Raw genomic sequence first — 22,816 nt, 5'->3', positions numbered from 1 at the left:
TACTGGTTGCTCAAGTTCAACGATAGGAGAATTTTCGTGAGCGAACGGACTCTTGTCCTCATCAAACCCGATGGCGTGAAGCGTGGTTTGATCGGTGAAGTCATTTCACGCATCGAAACCAAAGGCTACACAATCGAACGCTTGAAAATGATGGTAGCTTCGCGCCAACTCCTCTCGGAACACTACGAAGAGCACGAAGGTAAGCCTTTCTTTGACCATCTAGTCGCCTTCATGGCCTCCGGGCCAATCGTCGCAATGGTCGTTGAAGGCGACGGTGTGATTCTCGGGTTCCGAGCGCTCGCGGGCGCTACCGACCCAACGACTGCTGGGCCTGGAACGATCCGCGGTGACCTCGGGCGAGACTGGGGAACGGCGGTTCAACAGAACTTGGTTCACGGCTCAGATTCATCGCTGTCTGCGGAACGCGAAATTGGTTTGTGGTTTCAAGACTGACCCACACTTAGCTGGTTATGTAAATCGCCCCCGGTGCACAGTGCATCGGGGGCGATTCGTTGAAATGAGCAGCTAGATAAGTTCTAGATAAGGGTGCTGAAGTAGCCCCAGAAACGAATCACAATCGACACGTAGACCACAAAGAGCAGGACTACGCTGATGAGTAACGAATTTGATGCGAAGACGCGAGCAGTGATGCTGTCACGAATGGTGGCACCAAAGTTTCCGACCAGAGCGTTATAGCCAGTAGTTGTGCAGAAGAGTGGGATGGTGATTGTCCACACTACGATGCACCAAGGGCACCCAATTCCAATGACCCAGATGGAACTGATGTAGAGGAAAACCACCAGGGCCATGCCACCTAAAAGTCCAATGTTGAGCCCGACCATCACCCAGCTGGGAATGCGTACGCGACTGATGAGCAAAACCCCTAACAACAGTGGGAAGACAAAAGCGGCGATTCCCAACAGCTGGTTAGGGAAGCCAAAGAGCTGAGACTGGGGGAATTGCATGACACCGCTACACGAAAAGAACGGGTTCATGTCGCACGAAAGAATATAGTCAGGGCTTTCGAGTTTTTTGATCTTTTCAATCGAAAGGTCAAATGAGGCAATCAGCCCGATCACTGACAGCACAACCATATAGGCCCCGTGGACAATCGGGTTGAGAAGCCACGTTGAAGGCTGCGCGAGCTGTGTCTCAAGGTGCTCATCTTGTTCAGTTTGTTTTGGACTCACGGTGTCAAGCATGCCACGGAGAGCCGATCTTGTGCCATAAAAGTAACGTGCGTGGCACGTGACGGTTCACTGAATGGACAGGTGCCTTGGCGCGTGTACAGGGTTTGTACATGAAGCGTGTGACATAATGAAGGACGAGCGAGGTTGAGCACCCAACCTCGAGCTTCCACCTTGTGGGTCTTGATCCGCGTGGTTAAAGAGAAGCAGGCCAACGCGCCGTTGCGCGAGCCTCACTGCTCAAGAGTTTTTGCGTACAAACGCGTAGACAGTGTCAGTTCCCTGACAGTGTGCGAACGGTGCATCGCAGACTGGACGGGGCAGGAGTTTAACAAAATGAATACACAGGACCTCGATCCTAAGGCAGGCATTCTTGCCGACCTCGAAGATTTAAGAAAATCCCGCGGTAAATCTGGTGTCGAAGACGACCACCAAGAAGCCACCGAAGTTGACCAAAACAAGCGCGACGTCCTCGAGGACATCGCTCGTGTCGCCGAAGACAAAAGAAAAGAAGCGGCGACCGCAGGTGCAACCGAAAAAGACGAGGAGACCGAACCTCAAACGGAGCGTCGTCGCCTGGACCCACTGTCGTCGATCTTCTCTAATCTGCCGGGGCAGGTGGCTCAGCCCGAAAAGCTGGTGACCACCTCGGCGGGGGATTCCTTTGACCCCAAAGCGGTGTTTTCCGCAGCCCAACAAGACGAAGAAGAACTGATGGAGCCAGTCAAAGCTCCTAGCTCCAACTTCCTCACGTTCCAACAGCCACAAGCTGAGTTGGGTGAAGTCGTTGACCCCACGTGGACGGGGGATGACGAGGACGAAGACGACAGCGACGACGATGACAATGACAATGACGCGTCAGACAGCTCCGATGAGTCAGAGGACTCGGGAGAGTCGGGAGACAATGATCGGCGACGTCGTCGCCGTGGTGGCCGAGGTCGTCGTTCCCGGTCGCGCGATGACTCTGGGGGCTCGGAAAGCCAGGCTTCCTCGGGTGAGAACAAAGACGACTCCGACAGCAACAACCAAGCCGACGTAAAAGATTCGGACGACGATGACAATCAAGACTCGTCGCGTCGTCGCAGGCGTCGCCGAGTTCGTAGCGCAGAAGACTCAGTCACCGGTGTGAAAGGGTCTACTCGCCTCGAAGCGAAGCGTCAGCGTCGCCGTGAAGGTCGCGAAGCTGGTCGCCGTCGCCCACTGATTACCGAAGCGGAATTCCTGGCTCGCCGCGAATCTGTTGAGCGCACCATGATTGTGCGCGAACACGACGGGCGGACGCAGCTGGTCGTTACCGAAGACGGAATTGCTGTAGAACACTACCTGTCCGAAGCCAAAGCTCAAGCGTCGCTGATTGGCAACGTGTACCTGGGGAAGGTGCAAAACGTTCTTCCCAGCATGGAAGCAGCGTTCGTCGACATCGGTAAGGGGCGTAACGCCGTTCTGTACGCCGGTGAAGTTAACTGGGACGTCCTGGGTATGGATGGGAAGCCTCACCGTATCGAGGTTGCGCTCAACCCTGGTGACTCGGTGCTCGTGCAGGTGACGAAGGACCCAATTGGTCATAAGGGTGCGCGCCTCACCAGCCAGATTTCTCTGCCGGGTCGTTTCTTGGTGTACGTCCCTAACAACGCCATGACGGGTATATCCCGCAAGTTGCCGGACAAAGAACGCCAGCGTCTACGGAAGCTTTTGGGTGACGCGGTTCCAGAGGGCAACGGTGTGATTGTTCGTACGGCTGCCGAAGGAGCAAGCGAAGAAGAGCTCACCCGCGACATCGATCGCTTGGCTAAGCGCTGGCAGACGATTGAGAAGAGGTCGACGTCGACAAAGGTGCTGGCTCCGCAGCTGCTGTACTCAGAGCCAGACATGATCGTGCGCATCATTCGTGACGTCTTTAACGAGGACTTCACCAAGCTCGTCATCGATGGCGACGGTGTCTATGACACTATCCACGAGTACGTGGAATTGGTTGCGCCGGACCTTGTGGATCGCGTAGAGCGGTACACGGGTGACGATGACGTGTTTGATCACTTCCGCGTTTCCGAGCAGATTGAAAAAGCGCTTTCCCGCAAGGTGAACTTGCCTTCGGGTGGTTCGCTCGTTATCGACCGAACTGAAGCGATGACCGTCATCGACGTCAACACGGGTAAGTTCACCGGTTCCGGTGGCAACCTCGAGGAAACCGTTACCAAGAACAACCTCGAAGCTGCGGAAGAAGTGATACGCCAGCTTCGCTTGCGTGACATTGGCGGAATTATCGTAGTTGACTTCATCGACATGGTTCTCGAATCCAACCGTGACCTTGTGGTTCGTCGTTTGGTCGAATGCTTGGGCCGTGACCGCACTAAACACCAGGTTGCAGAAGTGACGTCACTTGGGCTTGTGCAGATGACACGTAAGCGGATCGGCACCGGCTTGGCTGAAAGCCTTGTGGCTGCTGGGGAAGACTTGTCTGGACGTGGACTTGTACTTCCCGGAACGGAAGTCGACAACTCTAAACAGTACAAATCACGGAAGAAGCGTACTCGGTCAAACGAGAAGTCGTCGGCTAAGCCTTCGAGCAATGAACTTACGGCTATTGCCGCTGCCACAATGCGATCCCGCCAAGACGAGAACGCGGAAGCTCAAGAAGAAGCACCGGCTCAGGCGACGGACAAAGAAACGACAGTTGCGCAGAAGCCCGTGGCAGACGAACAGACAACTACGGCGCAAACTCAGCAGACACAGGAGGAAACTCAAGAAGCTCCGCCGGAGGCCGCACCAATTGTGCACGCACCTGGAACGGTGATGATTGGGGACGACACTGAAACGAAGATTCAGAAGGCAGAACCCAAAAAACGTCCAACCGTGACGCCAAAGGAGCAGAGAACCGAGGACACAACTGAGCGCAAACCTCATGAGGAAGCCCCGGCGTTGCCAGTCCTTATCATTGGCGATGACGACTAACTGAAACCTAGGGGTAGTAACGGCCCGTCAGCGTGACATTTTTCGCGCTGACGGGCTTTCGTGTTTGTCTGAACGAAGAACGATAAACCACCAAATAACGGTTCGATAACACAGTGTGGTACACGCCACATTCTATGTTGCGAAATTCGAATGCAACCGGGAATCTGTTGTGAGACATAACTCACACTAAGGTGGTGAACGCATTGAGTAATGCGCAAACAATAGAAGAGGCAATTAATACTGGGTTTGAGCCCATCGCCACGGGTCTGGAAAAGATTGTGTTCTTTGCAATCCCAGTAGGTGGCGGTAGCCTCCCGCTCGTGTTGGTCTGGCTGATTGTCGGGGCGACGATTTTTACGATCATCACCGGTTTCATCCAGTTTCGTGGGTTCGGTGTTGCTCTTGAAGTGGTGAGAGGGAAGTTTTCATCAAAGGACGACCCCGGCGAAGTGACGCATTTCCAGGCGCTGGCGTCCGCAGTGTCCGGAACGGTTGGTTTGGGTAACATCGCCGGTGTCGGTGTGGCTATGTCGGTTGGTGGTCCTGGTGCAGCCTTTTGGATGATGGTTGCAGGTATCTTGGGTATGGCCACCAAGTTTGTTGAATGTACTTTGGGTGTGAAGTACCGCGAAATCGACGAGGATGGCGTGGTTCACGGTGGACCTTTCAAGTATCTGCCGGTCGCCTTTAAGCGTTTCGGTTCCCCTGTCACCAAGTTGCTGACCGGTATCTTCGCTATTGCGATTCTGCTGTTCGGTGTCGTTGGTGGCGGTATGTTCCAGTCGAACCAGGCGTTTGCTCAGATGCGTGAAGCAACCGGTGGTGCTGAAGGCCCTCTGGGCGGTCCTTTGGGTGGCCTGTTCGCCGGTATCGTTCTCGCTGGTTTGGTTGGTTTGGTCGTTATCGGTGGTATTAAGGTCATCGGTTCTGTTACTGACAAGCTTGTTCCGGCAATGGCGATTCTGTACGTCGGATCGTGTCTGATTGTGATCCTTGGAAACTTCTCGCACATCCCTACTGCGATCAGTGAAATCATTACAGGGGCCTTCACTCCTGAAGGTGGTCTGGGTGGAATGATCGGTGTGATGATCGTCGGGTTCCAGCGTGCAGCGTTCTCTAACGAAGCTGGAATTGGTTCATCGCCAATCGCTCACTCGGCTGTTAAGACGCGTCGTCCAGTTTCGGAAGGTTTTGTAGCTCTGCTGGAACCGTTTCTGGACACTGTGGTGGTCTGCCTCATGACCGCACTGACCGTGATCATCGCCGGTGGTTCAGTCTATGAACAGGCTCGCGAAGAAGCGGCCGCTGGTGAATCTGTTGCTGGTGTTGAACTTGTCTCGGCTGCATTCTCAACAATTACCGGTTGGTGGCCAATCCTCCTGGCAATCGCTGTCGTTCTGTTCGCAGTCTCCACACTGATCACATGGGCCTACTACGGTGAAAAGGCGTGGCACTACCTGTTCGGTCGTCGCAACTGGTCGGACACGCTCTTCCGCCTGATTCTCATGGCGTTCATCTTGATTGGTTGCTTGGCATCGTTCGGATCGATCGTGGCGTTTGCTGACGCGGTTCTGTTCATCTGCTGCTTCATCAACATCTTCGGTCTGTACCTGCTGGTACCGGAAGTACTGCGCGAAATGAAGCAGTACCTGGCTGACCGCAAGGCTGGCACCCTCTACGAATTGGGTGCTGAATCTGAAGCAGAACTCCAAGAGATTCGCGAAGAACAGGGTAATGCCTAGTCTCTCATAGGTAACTGGGCCCGGAGCAACCAACGAATGCTCCGGGCCCTTTTGTGTGATTTACACTGAAGAAATGACGTCTCACCCTGAACTCGACCGATTGCGCCAGAGTATCGACAACTTGGACTCTGTTCTTATCCATGTGCTCGCAGAGCGGTTCAAGCTCACAGAGCAGGTTGGAGAACTCAAGGCAGAAACACAGTTGCCAGCGGCAGACCCTGAACGCGAGAAACGACAAGTGAAGCGCCTCCGCGCCTTAGCGGCGGATGCTCAACTTGACCCGGAGTTTGCGGAAAAGTTTCTCGCCTTTATCGTTGCCGAAGTGATCCGCCACCACGAACGCATCGCAGAAGAAAAAGCTACGCAAAACGACGTGTCCCTCTAACTTGCTCAGGAAGTTCTTTGTGAGTAGAATGATTCGTCGGTGCATTTGGCGCCTCGGCTGGATTTTCCTCGTAATGGGACAAATGGTCCAAGGAACGTCTGCTGACATGAGTACGCTCGCCAGAGCGCATACAGAAGGAAGGTATCGTACATGGTTTATGCCATCGTCCGTGCCGGCGGTCACCAGGAAAAAGTGAGCGTTGGCGACACTATCACCGTGAATCGGATCAAAGCTGACATTGGTGACTCTGTTGAACTTGACGTTGTCCTGCACGTAGACGGTGAGACCGTTACCCACGAGCCTTCTGCTCTGGCAAAAATGGCAGTGACTGCTGAAGTTGTCGGCGAACACCGCGGACCAAAGATTGTCATTCAGAAGTACAAGAACAAGACTGGATACAAGAAGCGCATCGGTCACCGTCAGGACCTGACGCGCCTCAAGATCACCGGCATTAAGTAGCGGTAGGAGAGTTTAGAAATGGCAAGTAAAAAGGGAGTCTCCTCGACTCGAAATGGTCGCGACTCAAACGCTAAGCGACTCGGCGTAAAGCGCTACGGTGGTCAGGTTGTTAACGCAGGCGAAATTCTTGTTCGTCAGCGTGGAACCAAGTTCCACCCCGGTATCAACGTGGGCCGTGGTGGAGACGACACGCTGTTCGCATTGGCTGCTGGAACCGTTGAGTTCGGCGCAAAGGGCGGACGCAAGGTTGTCAACATCGTTGCTGGCTAATTGATTTATTTACACTGGTGGGGTGAGTCGTTACGGCTCACCCCACACGTGTTTACAGGGAAAACTTAAGGGAGAACCGTGGCTATTGAATTTGTTGATCGCGTAACGTTACATGTGACAGCAGGTAATGGTGGGCACGGCTGTGTGTCAGTGCGACGCGAAAAGTTTAAGCCTCTTGGTGGACCCGACGGAGCCAACGGTGGCGACGGTGGAGATGTAATTCTGCGGGTCGATGATCAGACCACAACTTTGCTTCCATTCCACCGTTCGCCTCACCGTAAGGCCGAAAACGGGGGAGTAGGCAAGGGCGATCTTCGCCATGGTGTCAACGGTGAGAACCTGGTGTTGCTCGTGCCTGAAGGCAGCGTGGTGAAAACTAAAGATGGCCATGTGCTCGCCGATCTTATGGGAATCGGCACTGAGTTCATCGCCGCACGAGGTGGTCGTGGTGGATTGGGTAACGCGGCACTGGCATCGACGAAACGCAAAGCACCGGGATTTGCGCTTTTAGGCGAACCCGGAGAAGAGCGTGAACTCGTTCTCGAGATTAAGTCGGTAGCTGACATTGCTCTGGTCGGCTTCCCGTCGGCTGGTAAATCTTCACTGATTGCGGCGCTGTCTGCGGCTCGCCCCAAGATCGCCGACTATCCCTTTACTACGCTGAAGCCAAACTTGGGTGTTGTTGAAGCTGGCGACGTTCGCTTTACAGTTGCAGACGTTCCCGGTCTCATTCCAGGTGCCGCCCAAGGCCGAGGTCTGGGGCTGGAGTTCTTGCGCCACATCGAACGCTGTGCCGCCTTGGTTCACGTGATTGATATGGCCACGTGGGAGTCTGACCGGGACCCGGTCAGTGACTTGCACGCGATCGAGGCTGAACTCGCGGAGTATGAAGTTGAAGTCGACCCGTCAGGCGACCTTCTTCCTCTGTCGAAACGCCCCGCTCTAGTCACACTGAATAAAACCGACCTGCCAGACGGTCAGGACATGTCGGACATGGTGCGTTCGGAACTCGAAGCTGCTGGTTACCGCACGTTTGAAATATCTGCAGTGAGCCACAAAGGCCTAAAAGAGTTGTCCTTTGCGATGGCTGAGTTGGTCAAAGAAGAGCGTGAACGGCGCGCTCAGGTCGAAGATGCTCCTGTCCGGCAGATCGTACGGCCAGTAGCGGTAAATGACGCCGGGTTCGACATTGTGCTTGAGGAGACCTCCGAAGGTCCTGTCTACCGTGTTCTGGGGTCAAAGCCTCAACGATGGGTTTACCAAACAGACTTCTCAAATGACGAAGCGGTTGGATACCTGGCTGACAGGCTTGAAAGACTGGGAGTAGAAGAGAAGCTTTTTTCCATGGGTGCTCACCCAGGAGACACGATTGTGATTGGTCCTGATGACAACTCGGTCGTTTTTGACTGGGACCCAACCATGGTTGGCGGTGCGGAACTCTTGGGAGCCCGGGGAACAGATATGCGTCTTGAGGACGACCAGCGTGCGACGCGTAAGGAACGCAAGGCTGCCTTCCACGAACGCATGGACGCAAAGGCTGAAGCGCGCGCTGAACTCGAAGCCGAACGCCTTGCTGAAAAGCGTGCACGGGAAGAAAGAAGTGATTAGTGAGCATATATGAGGAGACACGCGAAGCAATAGCGGGTGCGACACGTGTCGTGGTCAAAGTTGGATCCAGCTCCCTTACAACCCCGACAGGCCTCAACACAGACGCATTAGAAAAGGTCGCACGTACCCTTGCCGAGTTTCGGCTGAACGGAAAAGAAGTCATTCTGGTGTCCTCGGGTGCTATCGCTGCTGGTATGGGCCCTATGGAAGCTGTCACACGCCCCAAGGATCTCGCCACGCAACAAGCAGCAGCCGGGATTGGCCAAGGTATTTTGATGTCTGCGTACTTCAAAGTGCTTGCTGAATACGGTTTAGTGCCGGCACAGGTGCTTCTCACAGCAGACGAACTCATCCGCAGGACCCAGTACCGCAACGCACAGCGTGCCATCGACCGCATGTTGGCACTGGGATTCATGCCAATTGTGAATGAGAATGACGCGGTTGCTACCTCGGAGATCCGGTTCGGCGACAACGATCGGCTGTCTGCTCTTGTCGCGCAGCTCTCGCACGCCGACGCACTCGTTCTGCTTACCGACGTCGACGCTCTGTACACGGCCCACCCTGCAGACCCAGACTCTCGGCGGGTCGAGTTTGTCTCCCACCCCAGTGAAATCCAGCAACTGAGTATCGGGGGAGCCGGGTCGAGTGTGGGTACTGGGGGAATGCGAACCAAAATCCTCGCCGCAACCATGGTGACTGACTCGGGCATCCCAACTCTTGTCACCTCGGCGGACAACTGCGCAGCCGCGCTCAGGGGCGAGGACGTGGGAACCTACTTCGCTGTCACCCACAAACGGCGCCAAACCCGAATGTTGTGGCTAGCGCACCTGGCTTCAACCAACGGCACCATTCGGATTGACGCCGGCGCTGCCAAAGCAGTCCTCAAAAGGGGCACCAGCCTTCTAGCAGCTGGAGTCACTCACGTGACTGGAGAATTCGAATCCGGTGACCCAGTTGACATTGTGGATCCGCAAGGAGACCTTATCGCTCGGGGTATGACAAACTTTTCCTCAGAAGAACTTCCACGTATGTACGGTCTAACAACCGAAGTCTTGGGAGATCGCTATGGTAGTGACTATCGTAAAGAAGTAGTGCACCGGAACGACTTGGTGCTCACCGACAGTGCTTATGAAGGACGTCTATGACCGAGGATGTTAACCCAAAGATCTCTCGCGCAGTTACGAGAGTTGTAGCGGGCGCAAAGGACGCATCAGCTGTTCTCAGCGTTTCTTCGACAGCGGAGCGGCACGCTGCTCTTGAACAGATCGCACTCACGCTCGAAAACAATGTGGAACAGATCCTCGAAGCGAACAACGAGGACATTGAGAAAGCACGTGAAAAGGGAACGGACGAAGGGCTGATAGACCGTTTGCGCCTGACCGACGAGCGGGTGCGTTCGATTGCTCAGGCTGTACGCGACGTTGTTTCACTACCAGACCCAGTGGGTGAAATCGTCGAAGGGCGTAGGCTCCCAAACGGCATCCACCTCACTCAGATGCGCGTGCCCATGGGCGTGATTGGCGCCATATATGAAGCGCGCCCAAATGTGACGGTTGACATCGCGGTTCTTGCACTTAAGTCGGGTAACGCGAGTGTCTTGCGCGGTGGCTCGCTCGCGCAGTCGTCTAACACAGTGCTCATCAGTCTCTTGCGTGATGCTCTCGTCACTGCAGGGCTACCGGAAAACTCGATCAATGGGATCGATAAGTGGGGTCGCGAAGGTGCGCGCGTGCTGATGAATGCGCGAGAGTACGTTGACCTTTTGATTCCGCGTGGCGGATCTGAGCTCATCCAAACTGTTGTCATGAACTCAACCGTCCCGGTAATCGAAACTGGGGTGGGTAATGTTCACATGTTTATTGACGCGTCGGCTACGGTGAGGACAACCACAAAGCTTGTGGTTAACTCAAAGGCCCAGCGACCCAGTGTGTGCAATGCGCTCGAGACGCTGTTGGTTCACGAAAAGGCCGCACGTCGAGTTCTTCCACGCATTCTTGAGGGACTCAACGATGCCAATGTGGTCATCCATGGTGACCCAACAGTTGCAGAGTACGCGCCGGACGGTGTCAAGGTTCAGCGTGCCACACGTAAGGACTGGAACAAGGAGTACCTGGACCTTGAGATCGCTATCAAGGTTGTCGAGGACATCGAGGCTGCCATCGAGCACATTCGCGAATACTCGTCAGGGCACACTGACGTGATTGTCACGAATGACCTGTCGAATGCAGAGCTCTTCGTGTCCACAATCGACTCAGCGTCTGTGGGAGTAAATGTCTCGACGCGTTTCACCGATGGTGGTGCGTTCGGTTTAGGAGCCGAAGTTGGAATTTCCACGCAAAAGCTTCACGCGCGTGGACCCATGGGACTCACGCAACTCACCACAACAAAATGGGTCATGCATGGGTCGGGTCAGGTTCGCTCGTAGATTCGTGAGACACTAAGAACTGCCGTAAAATCCTACAATCATATACAGGCCTTACAAACACATATAAAAGGAGAAGACGTGACGTCTGCTTTGGTAGTGCTGGCACAGGAAACGCACGAAACGGTTGTTGACTTGCCAATGCACCCCATCTGGTACGGAGTTATTGCGTTCAGCATTTTGATGCTGCTTGGCATTATTACGCTGTCGTGGAAGGGCATTTCCCACCGTCACTGATATGACAAGTTCTGTGCGCAGAGTTGGTGTGATGGGCGGAACCTTTGACCCCATCCACCACGGACACTTAGTTGCCGCAAGTGAAGTGGCAGCCAAGTTTGACCTAGATGAAGTTGTATTTGTGCCCACGGGACGCCCGTGGCAAAAGTCTGATCGTGAAGTATCGCACGCTGAGCACCGTTACCTCATGACGGTGATTGCAACAGCGTCGAACCCTCAGTTTACCGTGTCGCGCGTGGACGTGGACCGTCCAGGGGCCACCTACACAATCGATACACTGCGAGATCTAGTACAGATCTATGGGCATGAAACAGAACTCTTCTTCATCACGGGCGCCGATGCTCTGGCACAGATCCTTTCGTGGAAAGACGTTGATGAACTGTTTTCCCTTGCACACTTCGTAGGAGTGAGCAGGCCAGGGCACGACTTGACAAGAAAGGGACTTCCCGAACATCGGTTGAGTCTCATGCATATCCCCGCTCTCGCGATTTCGTCAACAGACTGCCGTGACCGCGTTGAGAACTACATGCCGGTGTGGTATTTAGTGCCGGACGGCGTCGTGCAGTACATCAACAAGCACAATCTTTACAGGAGTGAGAATGGCTGAGCAGTACATGTCGAGGCGGGAACGCAGAGAAGCTGAGAAGCGCGCTGCAGAAGCCCAGAAGCTCAACGACGCTGCTGAATCTCCTGCTGCTGAGGAAACTGTTCCGGCCTCCACCACAACGGCTAAATCACCGACCCCTCCGCAGGTGCAACCGGAAGCTGGGCAACAACAGGTAGAAGAGGAACTAACGCCTGCAGAGCCCCCAATGTTCGCTTCGCGAGCTGAGCGTAAGGCATGGATGCGGAAACACGGGCAGGCTCCTGAGATATCCGATGACTCCGACCTGACGTTGCGCTACCAGTCAGAGCAGGAACCAACATCCGCTCCAACAGAGACTGAAACCAAAAAGGCTGAGGATAAAGAGCCTGAGGCGAAAAAGCCCGCAGTTCAGGAGGTCGCGTACAAGGAGCCTGAACATAAGCTTGTAGATAAAAAGTTAGAAGCGAAAGAGCCTGAGCTGAAGAAGCCGGTTCTGGCAAAGCCCATGACGCAACTCGGTGCCACTCAGTCGGTGGCGACAGCACCTGCTGAAATCAATCCTGTTGAGAAGCAAGCTGAGCAGAAGAAGCCGGCAGAAGAGAAGGCAACTTCGGAAGAACATGCCGGCAGCAAGCCTTCCGCTACAAAGACGGATCAAGCACAGTATGCAACCAAGACGAGTACAGGCGACAAGAGCGCTGGCAAAGACGACAAGACGAGCTCTGACACAGAGCCGGGAGGCGCACAAGCGGCACCACCGCGTTCGCGTAAGTCACCAATCGTAAAACCACCGAACGCCGAAGGCATTCGTGTGATTAGTGGGGCAGTTCCCGTGGTCAGTACAGAGAGCCAGAAGGAACCTGAGTCTCAGACATCAACGAAAGCGCCTCACACTGACAAACCACAGTACTCTGTTTATACAGACGATGAGCGGTCTCGGGCCGCGTCCTGTGTAACTCGCCCACTGGAATCGGTTGAGGAAGAACCAGAGGTTACGCGCGACGAATGGCCTCCCCACGACGACATCGGAGTGGCCCAACCCATGTCTGCGCGCTCGGTGACGCATCAGGATGGAGAAATTCTCGCTGGCGAACGCTCTTTGGTTTTACCGTACATCGTTTTAGGTATCGGTGGCGTGTGCGCAATTGTGCTTGTTATCGTTGCCCTGATCATGCTGTTCTAGAAAGGTTTTCTTTTGCCCGCAACCGATGAAACCATCGCGTATGCCCGCAGTGCTGCGAAAGGCGCTCTTCAGAAGTTCGCTACCGACGTTGTGATTGTGGATGTTTCTGAACAGCTCGTTATCACAGACGCCTTTGTGATCGCGTCGGCATCGAATGCCCGACAAGTTGATGCGATTGTTGACGGAGTCGAGGAAACTCTTCTGAAAGAACACAACCTTAAGCCGAAGAGCCGCGAGGGTCGCGGCGAAGGCACATGGGTTCTGTTGGATTATTCGGATATCGTGGTTCACGTTTTCAATCGCGACGACCGCGAATTCTACGGTCTCGACAGGCTGTGGAAAGACAGCCCTGTGATTTCAGTTCCTGAGATTGACAAACAGGAAACTGAGAACAACAACACTGACAGCGCTCACCACGAATAGGGACAGCATGGCACGCGAGCTCTATCTCATCCGACACGGTCGTACAGCCTTTAACAAAGAAGGTCGGTTCCAAGGGCAGATTGACGTTCCGCTCGACGAAACCGGTGAACAGCAGGCGCACGCTTTGGCAATTACCCTGCAAAACAGTGGCATTACGCGTATCTTTGCATCAGATCTCACGCGTGCTCGGGCTACCGCACAAGCGCTAGCAACAGCAACCGGATTGACTGTGACCCTAGTCGAGGGGCTACGTGAAATCAGCGTGGGTGACTGGGAAGGTTTTACTCGCGACGAAATTGATCAAAAGTGGCCGGACCTGCTCGCGAAGTGGAAGAGCGGGGAAGATGTCCGCCCGCCTGGCGGGGAAAGTCGCCTCGAGTCCTCACAGCGTGTGTACGACTCTGTGCACCGACTGCTGAAGACCTGCGATGATAACGACGTGGTCGCAATGGTCGCCCACGGAGCAGTGATCCGTGGTGCCACTGAACTGATGATGGGCCTGTCTTCTGAAACGGACTATGCACGTCTAGGCGTGCTCGACAACTGCGAATACGTCCACTTTGTTCAGCGAAACGATGCATGGATGCTCCGGCGTTTCGCCGGAGGAGCCTGTGCGTGAAGCTCGCTGTCGTATGTGACTATTCGCTTCGATATACGGGGGGCGCACAGACTGCGCTCATGGCCCAGATTCGTGCTTGGTCACAACAGTTCCCCGTCGTGGTGATCGTCCCTGACTTTCCCCGGACTCACTTTCCGGGCGTGACTGTGGTGCGACCACCTCGGGGGGTTCGTAGCCTTGAACTTCCCGTAGTGCGAGCAAATTCTGTTCTCCACGCATGGATGCATCGGACGCTCAAACAGCACCGGGTTGAAGCGGTTATGGTGCATTCGGAGTTCGGGTTGGCGGCTACTGCGGTTGCGCAGGCTCAGCGGTTGGGGATTCCGTCCTTGCACACGGTGCACACTTTTTTTTGGCGCGCGCCACTCGTAACTCAGCCGTTTGCTCCTGTTGCACGCGTTTTTCATCAGTTGGTCACGGGGTTAGAACAGCCACGGTTACGGTTGGCGGATCGGCCCTTGGATTCTGCCCTGCGTGGCATGACGCTGGCTTTGGCCAAGCAGGCTGATGCGGTGATCTCGCCCTCCGCGCATCAAGCTGAGCGCTTACGTGACGCGGGTCTTGCGAACGTGAGTGTGGTGTCGAATGTCGCCGAGGTGGCCCCAGGCGGGCGCCCGTTACAGCCCGAGGTGCCATTGCGGCTTCTGTGGATTGGCCGGTTCGCCCCCGAGAAGCGCTTGGATGTGGCTCTTGAAGCGGTGAGGTTAGCGCGTCGTAGGGGAGCCCAGGTGGAACTGACCGTGGCAGGCGGTGAACGACCTCGAGGTGTGAACGATTCTTTTATCCACTTTGTTGGCGCCGTTCCGCATGAGCAGGTTGTGTCTTTGATTGATGAAGCGCATGCGACGCTGTTGACATCGTATGGCTTTGATAATCAGCCTATGGTGATTTTGGAGTCAGCGGCCCGAGGTCGTCCCACTTTCGTGTGTGACCCGGTGTTGGGTGCGGAGTTCGGTAATGCTGTTGTGGAATGCGCGGGGAGTGAAGCTTCAGATCTCGCTGACACAATTGTTGCGTGCGCGCAGAATCCTGGTGTGCTTGTGGACGCTGGGCGAGAAGCGTCGTTGTTGGCGCGCCAGTCGTCGCCACAGGCTCATGTCAAAAACCTGCAAGGTGTGATTGCCGGTATCCGCATGCGCTGATGGGTTCAGTTTTGGTCGTGTGGACCACATTTGGGTAGCATGGGTTGGACGCCCCGACGTCGTGTGTTAGTCGTAACAGAAGGAGTTCCGTGGCAATTTCCGCAACTCTGGGACTCCTCGCTCTGATCATTCTTGTCACCCCGGTTCTGTGCCGGTTGGTGGGCCGGTCCTCAGGATGGTTTTTAGGCCTGGGATATTTGGGGGCGGCCGCGTTCTTTATGCCAGCTGCCGTTGCAGCAGTTCACGACGGTTCGGCGTTCCCAACTGCGCAAGAAGCCGTGTGGACGCTTGAGTGGATGCCCAGCTTTGATGTGAACCTTGCGTTTGCGGTTGACGGGGTTGGCGCAATCTTCACACTGATTGCCCTGGTTATTGGTGCGTTCGTGCTGTTTTATTCCACTCGGTATTTGTCGCGCGGGCCCAACTATTCGTTCTATCTACTCATGGCGACGTTCACGTTCGCCATGGTGGGGCTCGTGCTGACCGATAACCTGTTCGTGCTGTTTGTGTGCTGGGAAATCACGTCGATCGCCTCGTTCATGCTGATTGCGCGCTCCGGCCGTGCCGCTGAGGGCGCCAGCCTGCGCACCATGTTCATGACGTTTATTGGTGGCGTGCTCCTCTTGGTTGCGGTTTCAGCCATGTACGGAATGGTTGGCAGCGCCAGTATCCGCGATGTTCTGACCTCGAGTGTGTGGCAGGAAAAGCCCGGGTTCACGGTTGCGATGGCGCTTCTGGTTGCAATCGCAGCGATGACGAAGTCGGCACAGTTCCCGTTCCAGTCGTGGCTTCCCGACGCGATGGCTGCCATCACCCCTGTCAGTGCGTATCTGCACGCCGCAGCGGTGGTCAAGGCCGGTATTTTCCTCTTGTTCCGCTTTAGCCCCGCGTTTAGTGATGTTCTTGCGTGGAACGTTTTGTTGGTAAGCGCTGGGATCGTGACCGCGTGGATCGGCGGTTGGTGTGCGCTGACTCAGAACGATCTGAAGAAGCTCATGGCGTACTCAACCGTGAGCCAGCTGGGGCTCATCGTCGCGGCTGTGGGGGTCGGTACCGAGTTCGCGTTGACCGCGGGGCTCGTTCACGTCATTTCACACGCAATGTTCAAGTCTGGCTTGTTCATGATGGTCGGTGTGGTTGACCATTTGGGACACACGCGTACGTTTGGCGAAATTCCTCGCTTGATCAAGGTTGCTCCGGTCAGTTTTGCAATCACGGCGATCGGTGCCGCGTCGATGGCGGGTATTCCACCCCTGATGGGATTCGTCTCAAAGGAAATGCTTCTCACCGCGGTGAGTTCCGCTGGGGGAGAGGGCCACGTTCTTGGTTGGATTGCGCTCGTCCTGGTTGCCGGGGCTTCAGTTCTGACAATCAGTTACTGCATCAAGATTGTTTTCGGGGCGTTCATTGACGGTCCCGAGGTCGCCCCTGAGAAACTGGGTCACAACGACTTTGTGATGGTCACGTTTGCGGCCCTTCCGATCGTCTTGTCGGTTCCCCTAGCCTTTGCGCTGGGAGTTATTGAACCCGGGGTAGCCGCGGGCACCTCGGCGGCGCAGGGAGAAACTGCGCACCACGTTCACCTGGCGATGTTCCACGGAATCACACCTGAACTCATTGCGTCGTTCATCATCATTGCGTGCGGTGTGTTGGTGGCGTTGAACCGTGCACGTGTGTGGGAATTCTTCAATCGCGTCGCTATTCCGTTTACCGGCGCCGATGTTATTGACCGAATCGTGGCCGGGCTCGAACGGGTGGGTAAAGCGCTCGTGTCGGTTGTTGCTAGCGAGCGCGCGTCACGTCACGTCGCCATGAACCTTGGTTTTTTGGCGGTGGTGATTTTCGGATCGGCGATTGCGATCTACACCGGCCCTGGTTTGCCCAATTTTGTGCCTAATCTCAACAGGCCCATCGACTACGCGCTTCTCGTGGTCATTACGTTTGCCACACTCGTGGTGTGCCTGTCGCGTTCACGTCTGACAGCGGTGATTGGTCTGTCAGCTGTTGGCATCATGGCCACGGTCCAGATTATGGCGTTGGGCGCTCCTGACGTGACTTTGACGCAGTTGCTCGTTGAAACCATGACCATCATCGTGTTCATGCTGATCTTGCAGAAGCTGCCTCGCACGTTCTGGAAGTATTCGGCAAAACTGCAGGTGATGCGCGGTATTTTTGCGATAGCTGTAGGTAGCTCCGTCGCGTTAGCAGTGTGGATGTTGTCAGGGCGCAGGGCCCGGTCTGACATTGCCATGTACTACCTGACCAAGGCTCCGGAGATTTCTGGTGGAGACAACATCGTCAACACCATTCTGGTGGAGTTCCGTGCACTGGATACACAGGGCGAGCTCGCTGTTTTGGGCATGGCGGGAATCGCGATTGTTGCCGTGTTCTCTTCCGTTCGTGACCGCTACATTGACCCGCCTGCTTCCGAAGTACCTGAAATGCCGAGGCGCCCGTGGTTGGCGATTCGTCCACGTGGAAGTACCGCGTTTGCTGCCGTGACTGAGGCTTGGCCAAACGTGATCGCGATGCAACTCATGGTGAAGGTGGTTGCTCCGTTCCTTGCCATTGGTTCACTCTTGATTTTCTGGCGCGGACACAACGAACCAGGTGGAGGGTTCATTGCTGCACTGGTCGGTTCCGCGATCGCTGGTCTTTTGTATATGGCCACTTCAAAGGACCGGGCTATTGGTCCACCCCGACTGCCGATTCTGCTCATTGGCGGCGGTGTTCTGGTTGCGGTTCTGACAGGCCTTGTGGGTCTGATTGTCAAGGGCTCGTTCCTCGAACCGATTCACGGGTACATTTTGGGCCAGCACTTCACCTCGTCAATGGCATTTGACGTCGGTGTGTACATGGCGGTTGTGGGTATGTTGCTGGTTTCCTTCAACCTGCTTGGTACCTCTGACTCGGCATTTACACCCGCCGGCGATGACGTTTTGGTCGACGGTTTGATGATGCGTGATGTTGGAGATATTGAGCGCACCCGTGAACGTACTGACGAAATGCTTTACGGTGAGCTTCGAGGGCCGTTGGAGACGATGCGTGGAGCTAAGCCAAAGGCACATGAGTTCTTAGAAGCAGAGAAACCAGAAGACAAGAAACGTGTGGGGCTAAGAACCAAACACATTGCATACGGAGACCAACCAAAGGAGCGTGGCGAATGATTATCGCAATCACGGTCGGGGTCTTGGTGTCCGGAGGAGTCTACCTCATGTTGCAACGCTCAATGGTGCGCACAATTTTTGGTCTGGCGCTCATTTCCCACGCGGCTAACTTTGCACTTCTGCTGTCTGGTGTTCCGGCGTGGCGAGGAGAACCCATTGCGGGACGAAGCCCCGTGTCAGAAGCAGCCGATCCTCTTCCTCAAGCGTTCGTGTTGACGGCGATCGTGATTACCCTTGCGGTCACCATCTTCATGTTGGCGCTGGCGGTTTTGGGTCACGATGATGACCAAGACCGTATACCTGAAACTGGAGAAAGGCGCACACAGTGAACGGTTCGCTTCTTCTTCTGTTTATCGTTGTCCCTCTTGCTGCCTCGGCGATCACCACATTTGTGCGTTCCCGCACGATCAACCTGTTTTTTCTCTTGGGAGTACCACTCGCTACATGTGTAGCGGGCATGTACTTGATCGGTGTAACCGCAGACGGGCGCACCATATCCCACTCCGTTGGTGGGTATGTACACGGTTTGGCGATTCCGTTTGTTGCGGATACCTTTACAGCGGTCATGCTGGTGATCACATCACTGGCCGTGGTGGCGTCATGTGCGTTCTTGCGAACAACGGGTGAAGATCAGTACCGGTTCGTACCCACGCTCATCCTTTTAATGCTCACGGGTGTCAACGGTGCCATGCTCACCGGGGATCTTTTTAACTTCTTCGTGTTTATCGAGGTGATGGTTCTTCCGTCCTATGCACTGATCGCAGTGACAGGTACGTGGCGTCGCTTAGGCGTGGGGCGCATGTTCGTGATTGTGAACCTCTTGACGTCCACCCTTCTGGTCATTGGTGTTGGATTTATCTACGCTGCAACAGGCACCGTGAATATCGCCGTATTGGCTGACCAAAGTCGCTTAGGCAACGTGTCGCCGCAAGCGGCACTAGCGGTTGGAATCGTCGTTCTGGCGCTTCTCATTAAAGCCGGTGCCGCGCCGGTCCACGGGTGGTTGGTACGTTCCTATCCCAACACCTCGGCGGGAATGATGTCACTGTTTGCATCGACCCACTCAAAGGTTGCGATCTACGGAATCTACCGAGTGTACGTCTCCGTCTTTGGAGGGCACCCAAGGTGGGAAGACGTGCTTCTGATCATCGTGGTGTTGACGATTGCTGTGGGAGCGTTCTCAGGGTTTGGCGAAATCCGCGTTCGTAACATCTTTGCGTTCCAGATGACGGCAGGTGTGGGACACATTCTCATTGGTGTAGCAGTGCTCACGACAGCCGCAGTGTCGGCAGGCATCTTCTACATGGTTCACCACATTGTCACCATGTCTGGACTTTTGCTGACGATTGGTGCGATTGAGCAGACCTACGGTACCGGAGCGTTTAAAAAGCTCTCTGGTTTGATCAGGCGAGAACGTGTCGCATCTGTCCTTATGATCATCGGATTATTTTCCCTAATCGGGTTGCCACCCACCTCGGGACTGTGGGGAAAAATGGGGCTTGTCCGCGCCCTCATGGAGCACGTAACACCAGGCACTATTGCCGTGGTGGTCATGGTGATTGTGGCGTCGATTGTGTCACTCCTGGTCCTGCAAAGATTGTGGAAGAACACATTTTGGGGTGAGGACATGATCCAGTATCACCCGGATTCACCGGCTACCGGCCGAGCTCCGGCAACAGATCTCACCGATGATGTGCGTGTACGCTGGCCCCTCCTGGTACCAGGTGCGTTCATGATTGCAGTGTCAGTGGCAATGTTCGTGGGTGGGCAAGCGATTATGCCAGTCATTCAGGATGCAGCGGACGCACTTCTGAACGTTGATCCATACGTGAAGGAGGTGCTTGGACGGTGATGATTGCGCTACGGTCAATTGGATATTTGGCATGGTTGGGTAAGGAGATCGTCAGCGGGACGCTGGACATCATTTTCAACCTGTTCAAAACAGGCGATTACGGAAAACCGATGATTGTCGAAGTGCCCATGCGGTGCGTGACAGACATTGAAATTACACTTTATGCCTCATCCATTACGATCACCCCGGGCACCCTGGTGGTCGCAACAGGGCCGGGAACGGCTACCGCACCACCCACCCTTTTTGTCCACTGCTTGTTCTCTGAGTCGGAAGAGGACGCTTTAGAGGGGCTGTTTGATATGGAGTCTCGACTGTTGCACACGCTCCGTGGTCGAGCTCCTGGCGAGATCCCAGAGTCTGCAGGCTTGGCGCACACGGATGATTCTGAAAGCAAGCAACAGACGACGGAGGAGGACTCATGACGATCATTCTGTGGACGTGCATTGCCATTCTCGTCGTCTCGATTGTCTTGGGGCTGGTGCGCGCGCTCACCGCACCAGAGTCAGGGTCACGCGCAGTGGTGGGAGACCTGGTGTATTTTTCGGCGGTGGGAATCCTCGCATTTATTGGGATGTTGGTGAATATCTCTATCGTTATAGACGTATTCTTCTTGTCGTCGTTGTTGGGGATTCTGGCGACCGTTGCCCTGTCCCGCATTCTCACTCGAGGGCACAGGTGAGTGGCATGGATATTCTCTTCACCGTCTTGGTAGGGGTGTTTGGCATTGGTGGGTGCCTCATTGTTTTGGGCTCGTCAATTGCCATGTTTAGGGCACGTGATGCGCTGTCTCGCATTAACGTGTTTTCGCCCGTCACCGGTCTTGGTATGCCCATGATTTTGGTAGCGGCGTACGTGCATTCGCTGTGGGCCGAAGGTTTCAGTGTGTGGCGGACATTTGCGGCTGTGGTGGCGTTTCTTGCGCTGATCGCGGTGTCGTCGGTGGCGTCGAACGTGCTGTCGCGTGCCACGTTTGTGTCAGGGTCTCCCGTGTCCAGGGCGACGGTGCCTAACCGCCTGGCGTATGCGAAAGACCCTGACGAGGATTCAAAGCTGGCGGCACAGGCCTACCGCGAAGCAAAGCAAGCTGAACGTGAAGGCAAAGCTAAGCCACACCGTGACTTTTACGGCGAGTGGCGGTAGGTCCCGTAGCTTAGAGGCCTCGCAATTTAGAGGCCTTGTAGCTTAAAGATCTACAACTTCGAATTCGAGCATCCCTTTAGCGGCAGACACTGTTTCGTTTGGGTTGCGTGGGTGGCGTTTAGCAACCCAGTTTTGGAATGACTCCTCGTTTTCCCACCGAGTGACTACAAAGTAGTCAGTGTTGTCGCCAGTCGGGCGCAGAAGCTCGAAACCTAAGAAACCTGGTTCCTGGTCAACGGACTTTTTGCGTGCTGCGAAACGAGCCTCAAGCTCTTCGCCTTGGCCTTCAGGTACTGAGAGTTGGTTGATCTTAACAAGAGCCATGTCAGGTCCTTTCTAGTTGGGTGTAGTGTGCAGGGTCGTGTGAGTCTTGAGTGTCGCTAAGGTCGTGTGCGAAGTCTTCAATTTCTCTGGCGGTGGCTTCAGCAGCTTCGTAGTGCACCAGGTGGCCAACCCCGTTAAAAACGCGGGCTCGGGCGTTGGGGAGTGTATCGATGAACCGGTTTGTTGACTGAATGGGCACAATGAAGTCGCGTTTCCCTGCAATCACTAACACGGGCATTGTCAGCCGGGCTGACACCTCGGCGACGCTGGCGGACATGGACACGTCGAAAGCCTCACTGAGCGTCTGGGGGTCAGAGAAGGTGGAGAAGTAGCGGTGGTGCTGTTCGTGGATGTATTTGCGCAGGCCAGGGTCGTTGGTGGTGGCCATGGTCATGCTCATGGCACGGACGATTAGCCAGTTGGAGAGCAGGCTACGGCCCAGGTGTGTGGGCAGGTCCCGGCCGAGGTGGTAGTACAGTTCGGTGATTTTGGTTGCGATCTTGCCGGCGCTGTCGCGAGGGGAGATGGTGATGGGGTTCATGAGCACGAGCCCTGGGATAGTGGGGTTGTTCGCTGCCCAGTGTGCCGCGAGGATTGAGCCGAACGAGTGGCCGGCAAGCACCGGTTCTGTGCCGAAGCGGTTCGTAGCTTGTGCGTACAGTTCGTCGATGAACTTGGTGTACGAGTCGAGGGTTGTGGTTGGCAGTGGGGGAGTCTGGCCGAATCCGGGAAGGTCGGGGACCAGGGCTTCGTGTGTGCGCAGGTTGTGTGCGATGAGTGCCATTCCGTGGTGGTCGCCGCGGAATCCGTGGATGAAGAGGATGGGGCGGTGTGAGGATGTCGCCGAGGTGGTTTCAACGTAGCTGGGAGGGTATAGCCACGCCGAGGTGGTAAGCGTTCCTGCTTCCACGGGGATGTAGAAAGTCGTGGCGACTGAGTCAATAAAGTCCATGATGAGACCAGCTTATTGCGTCAAGCTGGACGTTTGGTTTGAGAGTGGTTTTGCATTCCGTGAGCCGAAACTTTAAAATAGATCGAGTGCTCGGGGGTATGGCGCAGTTGGTAGCGCGTCTCCATGGCATGGAGAAGGTCAGGGGTTCGAATCCCCTTACCTCCACGTA

The 22,816-nt window shown here is 55.2% G+C and carries 23 protein-coding genes, 1 tRNA gene and 1 pseudogene; 22 read left to right on the top strand and 3 right to left on the bottom strand.

What is annotated here, in order from left to right; translation table 11 throughout:
- The first annotated feature begins 36 nt into the window (after positions 1-36).
- A complete protein-coding gene (gene ndk / locus HMPREF0183_RS03440) occupies positions 37-453 on the top strand; it encodes a nucleoside-diphosphate kinase (protein WP_040347897.1) in 417 nt (138 codons plus the stop codon).
- A gap of 83 nt (positions 454-536) precedes the next feature.
- Here ndk and HMPREF0183_RS03435 read toward each other — a convergent pair whose 3' ends face one another.
- Positions 537-1,190: a vitamin K epoxide reductase family protein gene (locus HMPREF0183_RS03435; protein ID WP_040347905.1), complete on the bottom strand. Its 654-nt coding sequence runs from the start codon at positions 1,188-1,190 to the stop codon at positions 537-539.
- Between the two features lie 171 nt (positions 1,191-1,361).
- Between HMPREF0183_RS03435 and HMPREF0183_RS03430 the strand changes: the two are divergent.
- The 20 genes and pseudogenes from HMPREF0183_RS03430 to HMPREF0183_RS03340 form a co-directional block, all read left to right on the top strand.
- Positions 1,362-3,689, top strand: a pseudogene (locus HMPREF0183_RS03430) (Rne/Rng family ribonuclease); the annotation flags it as partial.
- 638 nt (positions 3,690-4,327) lie between these two features.
- Complete coding sequence (locus HMPREF0183_RS03425) at positions 4,328-5,878, top strand: alanine/glycine:cation symporter family protein (RefSeq protein ID WP_005882808.1); 1,551 nt, start codon at positions 4,328-4,330, stop codon at positions 5,876-5,878.
- A gap of 73 nt (positions 5,879-5,951) precedes the next feature.
- A complete protein-coding gene (locus HMPREF0183_RS03420) occupies positions 5,952-6,263 on the top strand; it encodes a chorismate mutase (RefSeq protein WP_040347903.1) in 312 nt (103 codons plus the stop codon).
- Positions 6,264-6,413: 150 nt separating this feature from the next.
- Positions 6,414-6,722 carry a 50S ribosomal protein L21 gene (gene rplU / locus HMPREF0183_RS03415; protein ID WP_005882806.1) on the top strand — a complete coding sequence of 103 codons (309 nt, stop codon included), beginning with the start codon at positions 6,414-6,416 and terminating at the stop codon, positions 6,720-6,722.
- 18 nt (positions 6,723-6,740) lie between these two features.
- Complete coding sequence (gene rpmA, locus HMPREF0183_RS03410; RefSeq protein WP_005882805.1) at positions 6,741-6,992, top strand: 50S ribosomal protein L27; 252 nt, start codon at positions 6,741-6,743, stop codon at positions 6,990-6,992.
- 78 nt (positions 6,993-7,070) lie between these two features.
- Entirely contained in the window at positions 7,071-8,600 is a 1,530-nt protein-coding gene (obgE, locus tag HMPREF0183_RS03405) for a GTPase ObgE (protein WP_040347895.1), read from the top strand.
- Positions 8,600-9,745: a glutamate 5-kinase gene (gene proB, locus HMPREF0183_RS03400; RefSeq protein WP_005882803.1), complete on the top strand. Its 1,146-nt coding sequence runs from the start codon at positions 8,600-8,602 to the stop codon at positions 9,743-9,745. Before obgE ends, proB begins: the two co-directional genes overlap by 1 nt.
- Positions 9,742-11,025 (top strand): glutamate-5-semialdehyde dehydrogenase, encoded by a 1,284-nt coding sequence (locus HMPREF0183_RS03395; RefSeq protein ID WP_005882802.1) that lies wholly within the window; start codon positions 9,742-9,744, stop codon positions 11,023-11,025. The genes proB and HMPREF0183_RS03395 overlap by 4 nt, the downstream gene beginning before the upstream one ends.
- Before the next feature lie 78 nt (positions 11,026-11,103).
- Positions 11,104-11,259, top strand: a complete 156-nt coding sequence (locus tag HMPREF0183_RS12760; protein ID WP_005882801.1) for a hypothetical protein — start codon at positions 11,104-11,106, stop codon at positions 11,257-11,259.
- A 1-nt stretch (position 11,260) separates the two neighbouring features.
- Positions 11,261-11,866, top strand: a complete 606-nt coding sequence (gene nadD, locus HMPREF0183_RS03390; RefSeq protein WP_040347893.1) for a nicotinate-nucleotide adenylyltransferase — start codon at positions 11,261-11,263, stop codon at positions 11,864-11,866.
- Entirely contained in the window at positions 11,859-13,028 is a 1,170-nt protein-coding gene (locus tag HMPREF0183_RS03385) for a hypothetical protein (RefSeq protein ID WP_005882798.1), read from the top strand. The genes nadD and HMPREF0183_RS03385 overlap by 8 nt, the downstream gene beginning before the upstream one ends.
- Before the next feature lie 12 nt (positions 13,029-13,040).
- Positions 13,041-13,451: a ribosome silencing factor gene (gene rsfS, locus HMPREF0183_RS03380; RefSeq protein ID WP_005882797.1), complete on the top strand. Its 411-nt coding sequence runs from the start codon at positions 13,041-13,043 to the stop codon at positions 13,449-13,451.
- A gap of 7 nt (positions 13,452-13,458) precedes the next feature.
- On the top strand, positions 13,459-14,070 hold the full coding sequence (locus HMPREF0183_RS03375; protein WP_005882796.1) for a histidine phosphatase family protein: 612 nt from the start codon (positions 13,459-13,461) through the stop codon (positions 14,068-14,070).
- Complete coding sequence (locus HMPREF0183_RS03370; RefSeq protein WP_083801433.1) at positions 14,031-15,212, top strand: glycosyltransferase family 4 protein; 1,182 nt, start codon at positions 14,031-14,033, stop codon at positions 15,210-15,212. The genes HMPREF0183_RS03375 and HMPREF0183_RS03370 overlap by 40 nt, the downstream gene beginning before the upstream one ends.
- 89 nt (positions 15,213-15,301) lie before the next feature.
- Entirely contained in the window at positions 15,302-18,379 is a 3,078-nt protein-coding gene (locus tag HMPREF0183_RS03365; RefSeq protein WP_005882794.1) for a DUF4040 family protein, read from the top strand.
- Positions 18,376-18,708, top strand: a complete 333-nt coding sequence (locus HMPREF0183_RS03360; RefSeq protein WP_005882793.1) for a sodium:proton antiporter — start codon at positions 18,376-18,378, stop codon at positions 18,706-18,708. Before HMPREF0183_RS03365 ends, HMPREF0183_RS03360 begins: the two co-directional genes overlap by 4 nt.
- A complete protein-coding gene (locus HMPREF0183_RS03355) occupies positions 18,705-20,231 on the top strand; it encodes a monovalent cation/H+ antiporter subunit D family protein (protein ID WP_005882791.1) in 1,527 nt (508 codons plus the stop codon). Before HMPREF0183_RS03360 ends, HMPREF0183_RS03355 begins: the two co-directional genes overlap by 4 nt.
- Complete coding sequence (locus HMPREF0183_RS03350) at positions 20,231-20,653, top strand: Na+/H+ antiporter subunit E (protein ID WP_050775333.1); 423 nt, start codon at positions 20,231-20,233, stop codon at positions 20,651-20,653. The genes HMPREF0183_RS03355 and HMPREF0183_RS03350 overlap by 1 nt, the downstream gene beginning before the upstream one ends.
- Positions 20,650-20,910, top strand: coding sequence for a monovalent cation/H+ antiporter complex subunit F (locus tag HMPREF0183_RS03345; protein ID WP_005882789.1), 261 nt, complete (start codon positions 20,650-20,652; stop codon positions 20,908-20,910). Before HMPREF0183_RS03350 ends, HMPREF0183_RS03345 begins: the two co-directional genes overlap by 4 nt.
- 5 nt (positions 20,911-20,915) lie before the next feature.
- A complete protein-coding gene (locus HMPREF0183_RS03340) occupies positions 20,916-21,371 on the top strand; it encodes a cation:proton antiporter (RefSeq protein WP_005882788.1) in 456 nt (151 codons plus the stop codon).
- A 42-nt stretch (positions 21,372-21,413) separates the two neighbouring features.
- Here the strand turns inward: HMPREF0183_RS03340 and HMPREF0183_RS03335 are convergent, their stop codons facing one another.
- Both HMPREF0183_RS03335 and HMPREF0183_RS03330 read right to left on the bottom strand, forming a co-directional pair.
- Positions 21,414-21,695, bottom strand: a complete 282-nt coding sequence (locus HMPREF0183_RS03335) for an antibiotic biosynthesis monooxygenase family protein (protein WP_005882787.1) — start codon at positions 21,693-21,695, stop codon at positions 21,414-21,416.
- Between the two features lies 1 nt (position 21,696).
- Positions 21,697-22,647: an alpha/beta fold hydrolase gene (locus HMPREF0183_RS03330; protein WP_005882786.1), complete on the bottom strand. Its 951-nt coding sequence runs from the start codon at positions 22,645-22,647 to the stop codon at positions 21,697-21,699.
- 92 nt (positions 22,648-22,739) lie between these two features.
- Here HMPREF0183_RS03330 and HMPREF0183_RS03325 point away from each other — a divergent pair.
- Positions 22,740-22,812 (top strand) — tRNA-Ala (locus HMPREF0183_RS03325).
- The last annotated feature ends 4 nt before the right edge of the window (positions 22,813-22,816 follow it).

Source organism: Brevibacterium mcbrellneri ATCC 49030, assembly GCF_000178455.1.
GTDB lineage: Bacteria > Actinomycetota > Actinomycetes > Actinomycetales > Brevibacteriaceae > Brevibacterium > Brevibacterium mcbrellneri.
This window is presented reverse-complemented; position numbering and strand designations above follow the sequence as displayed.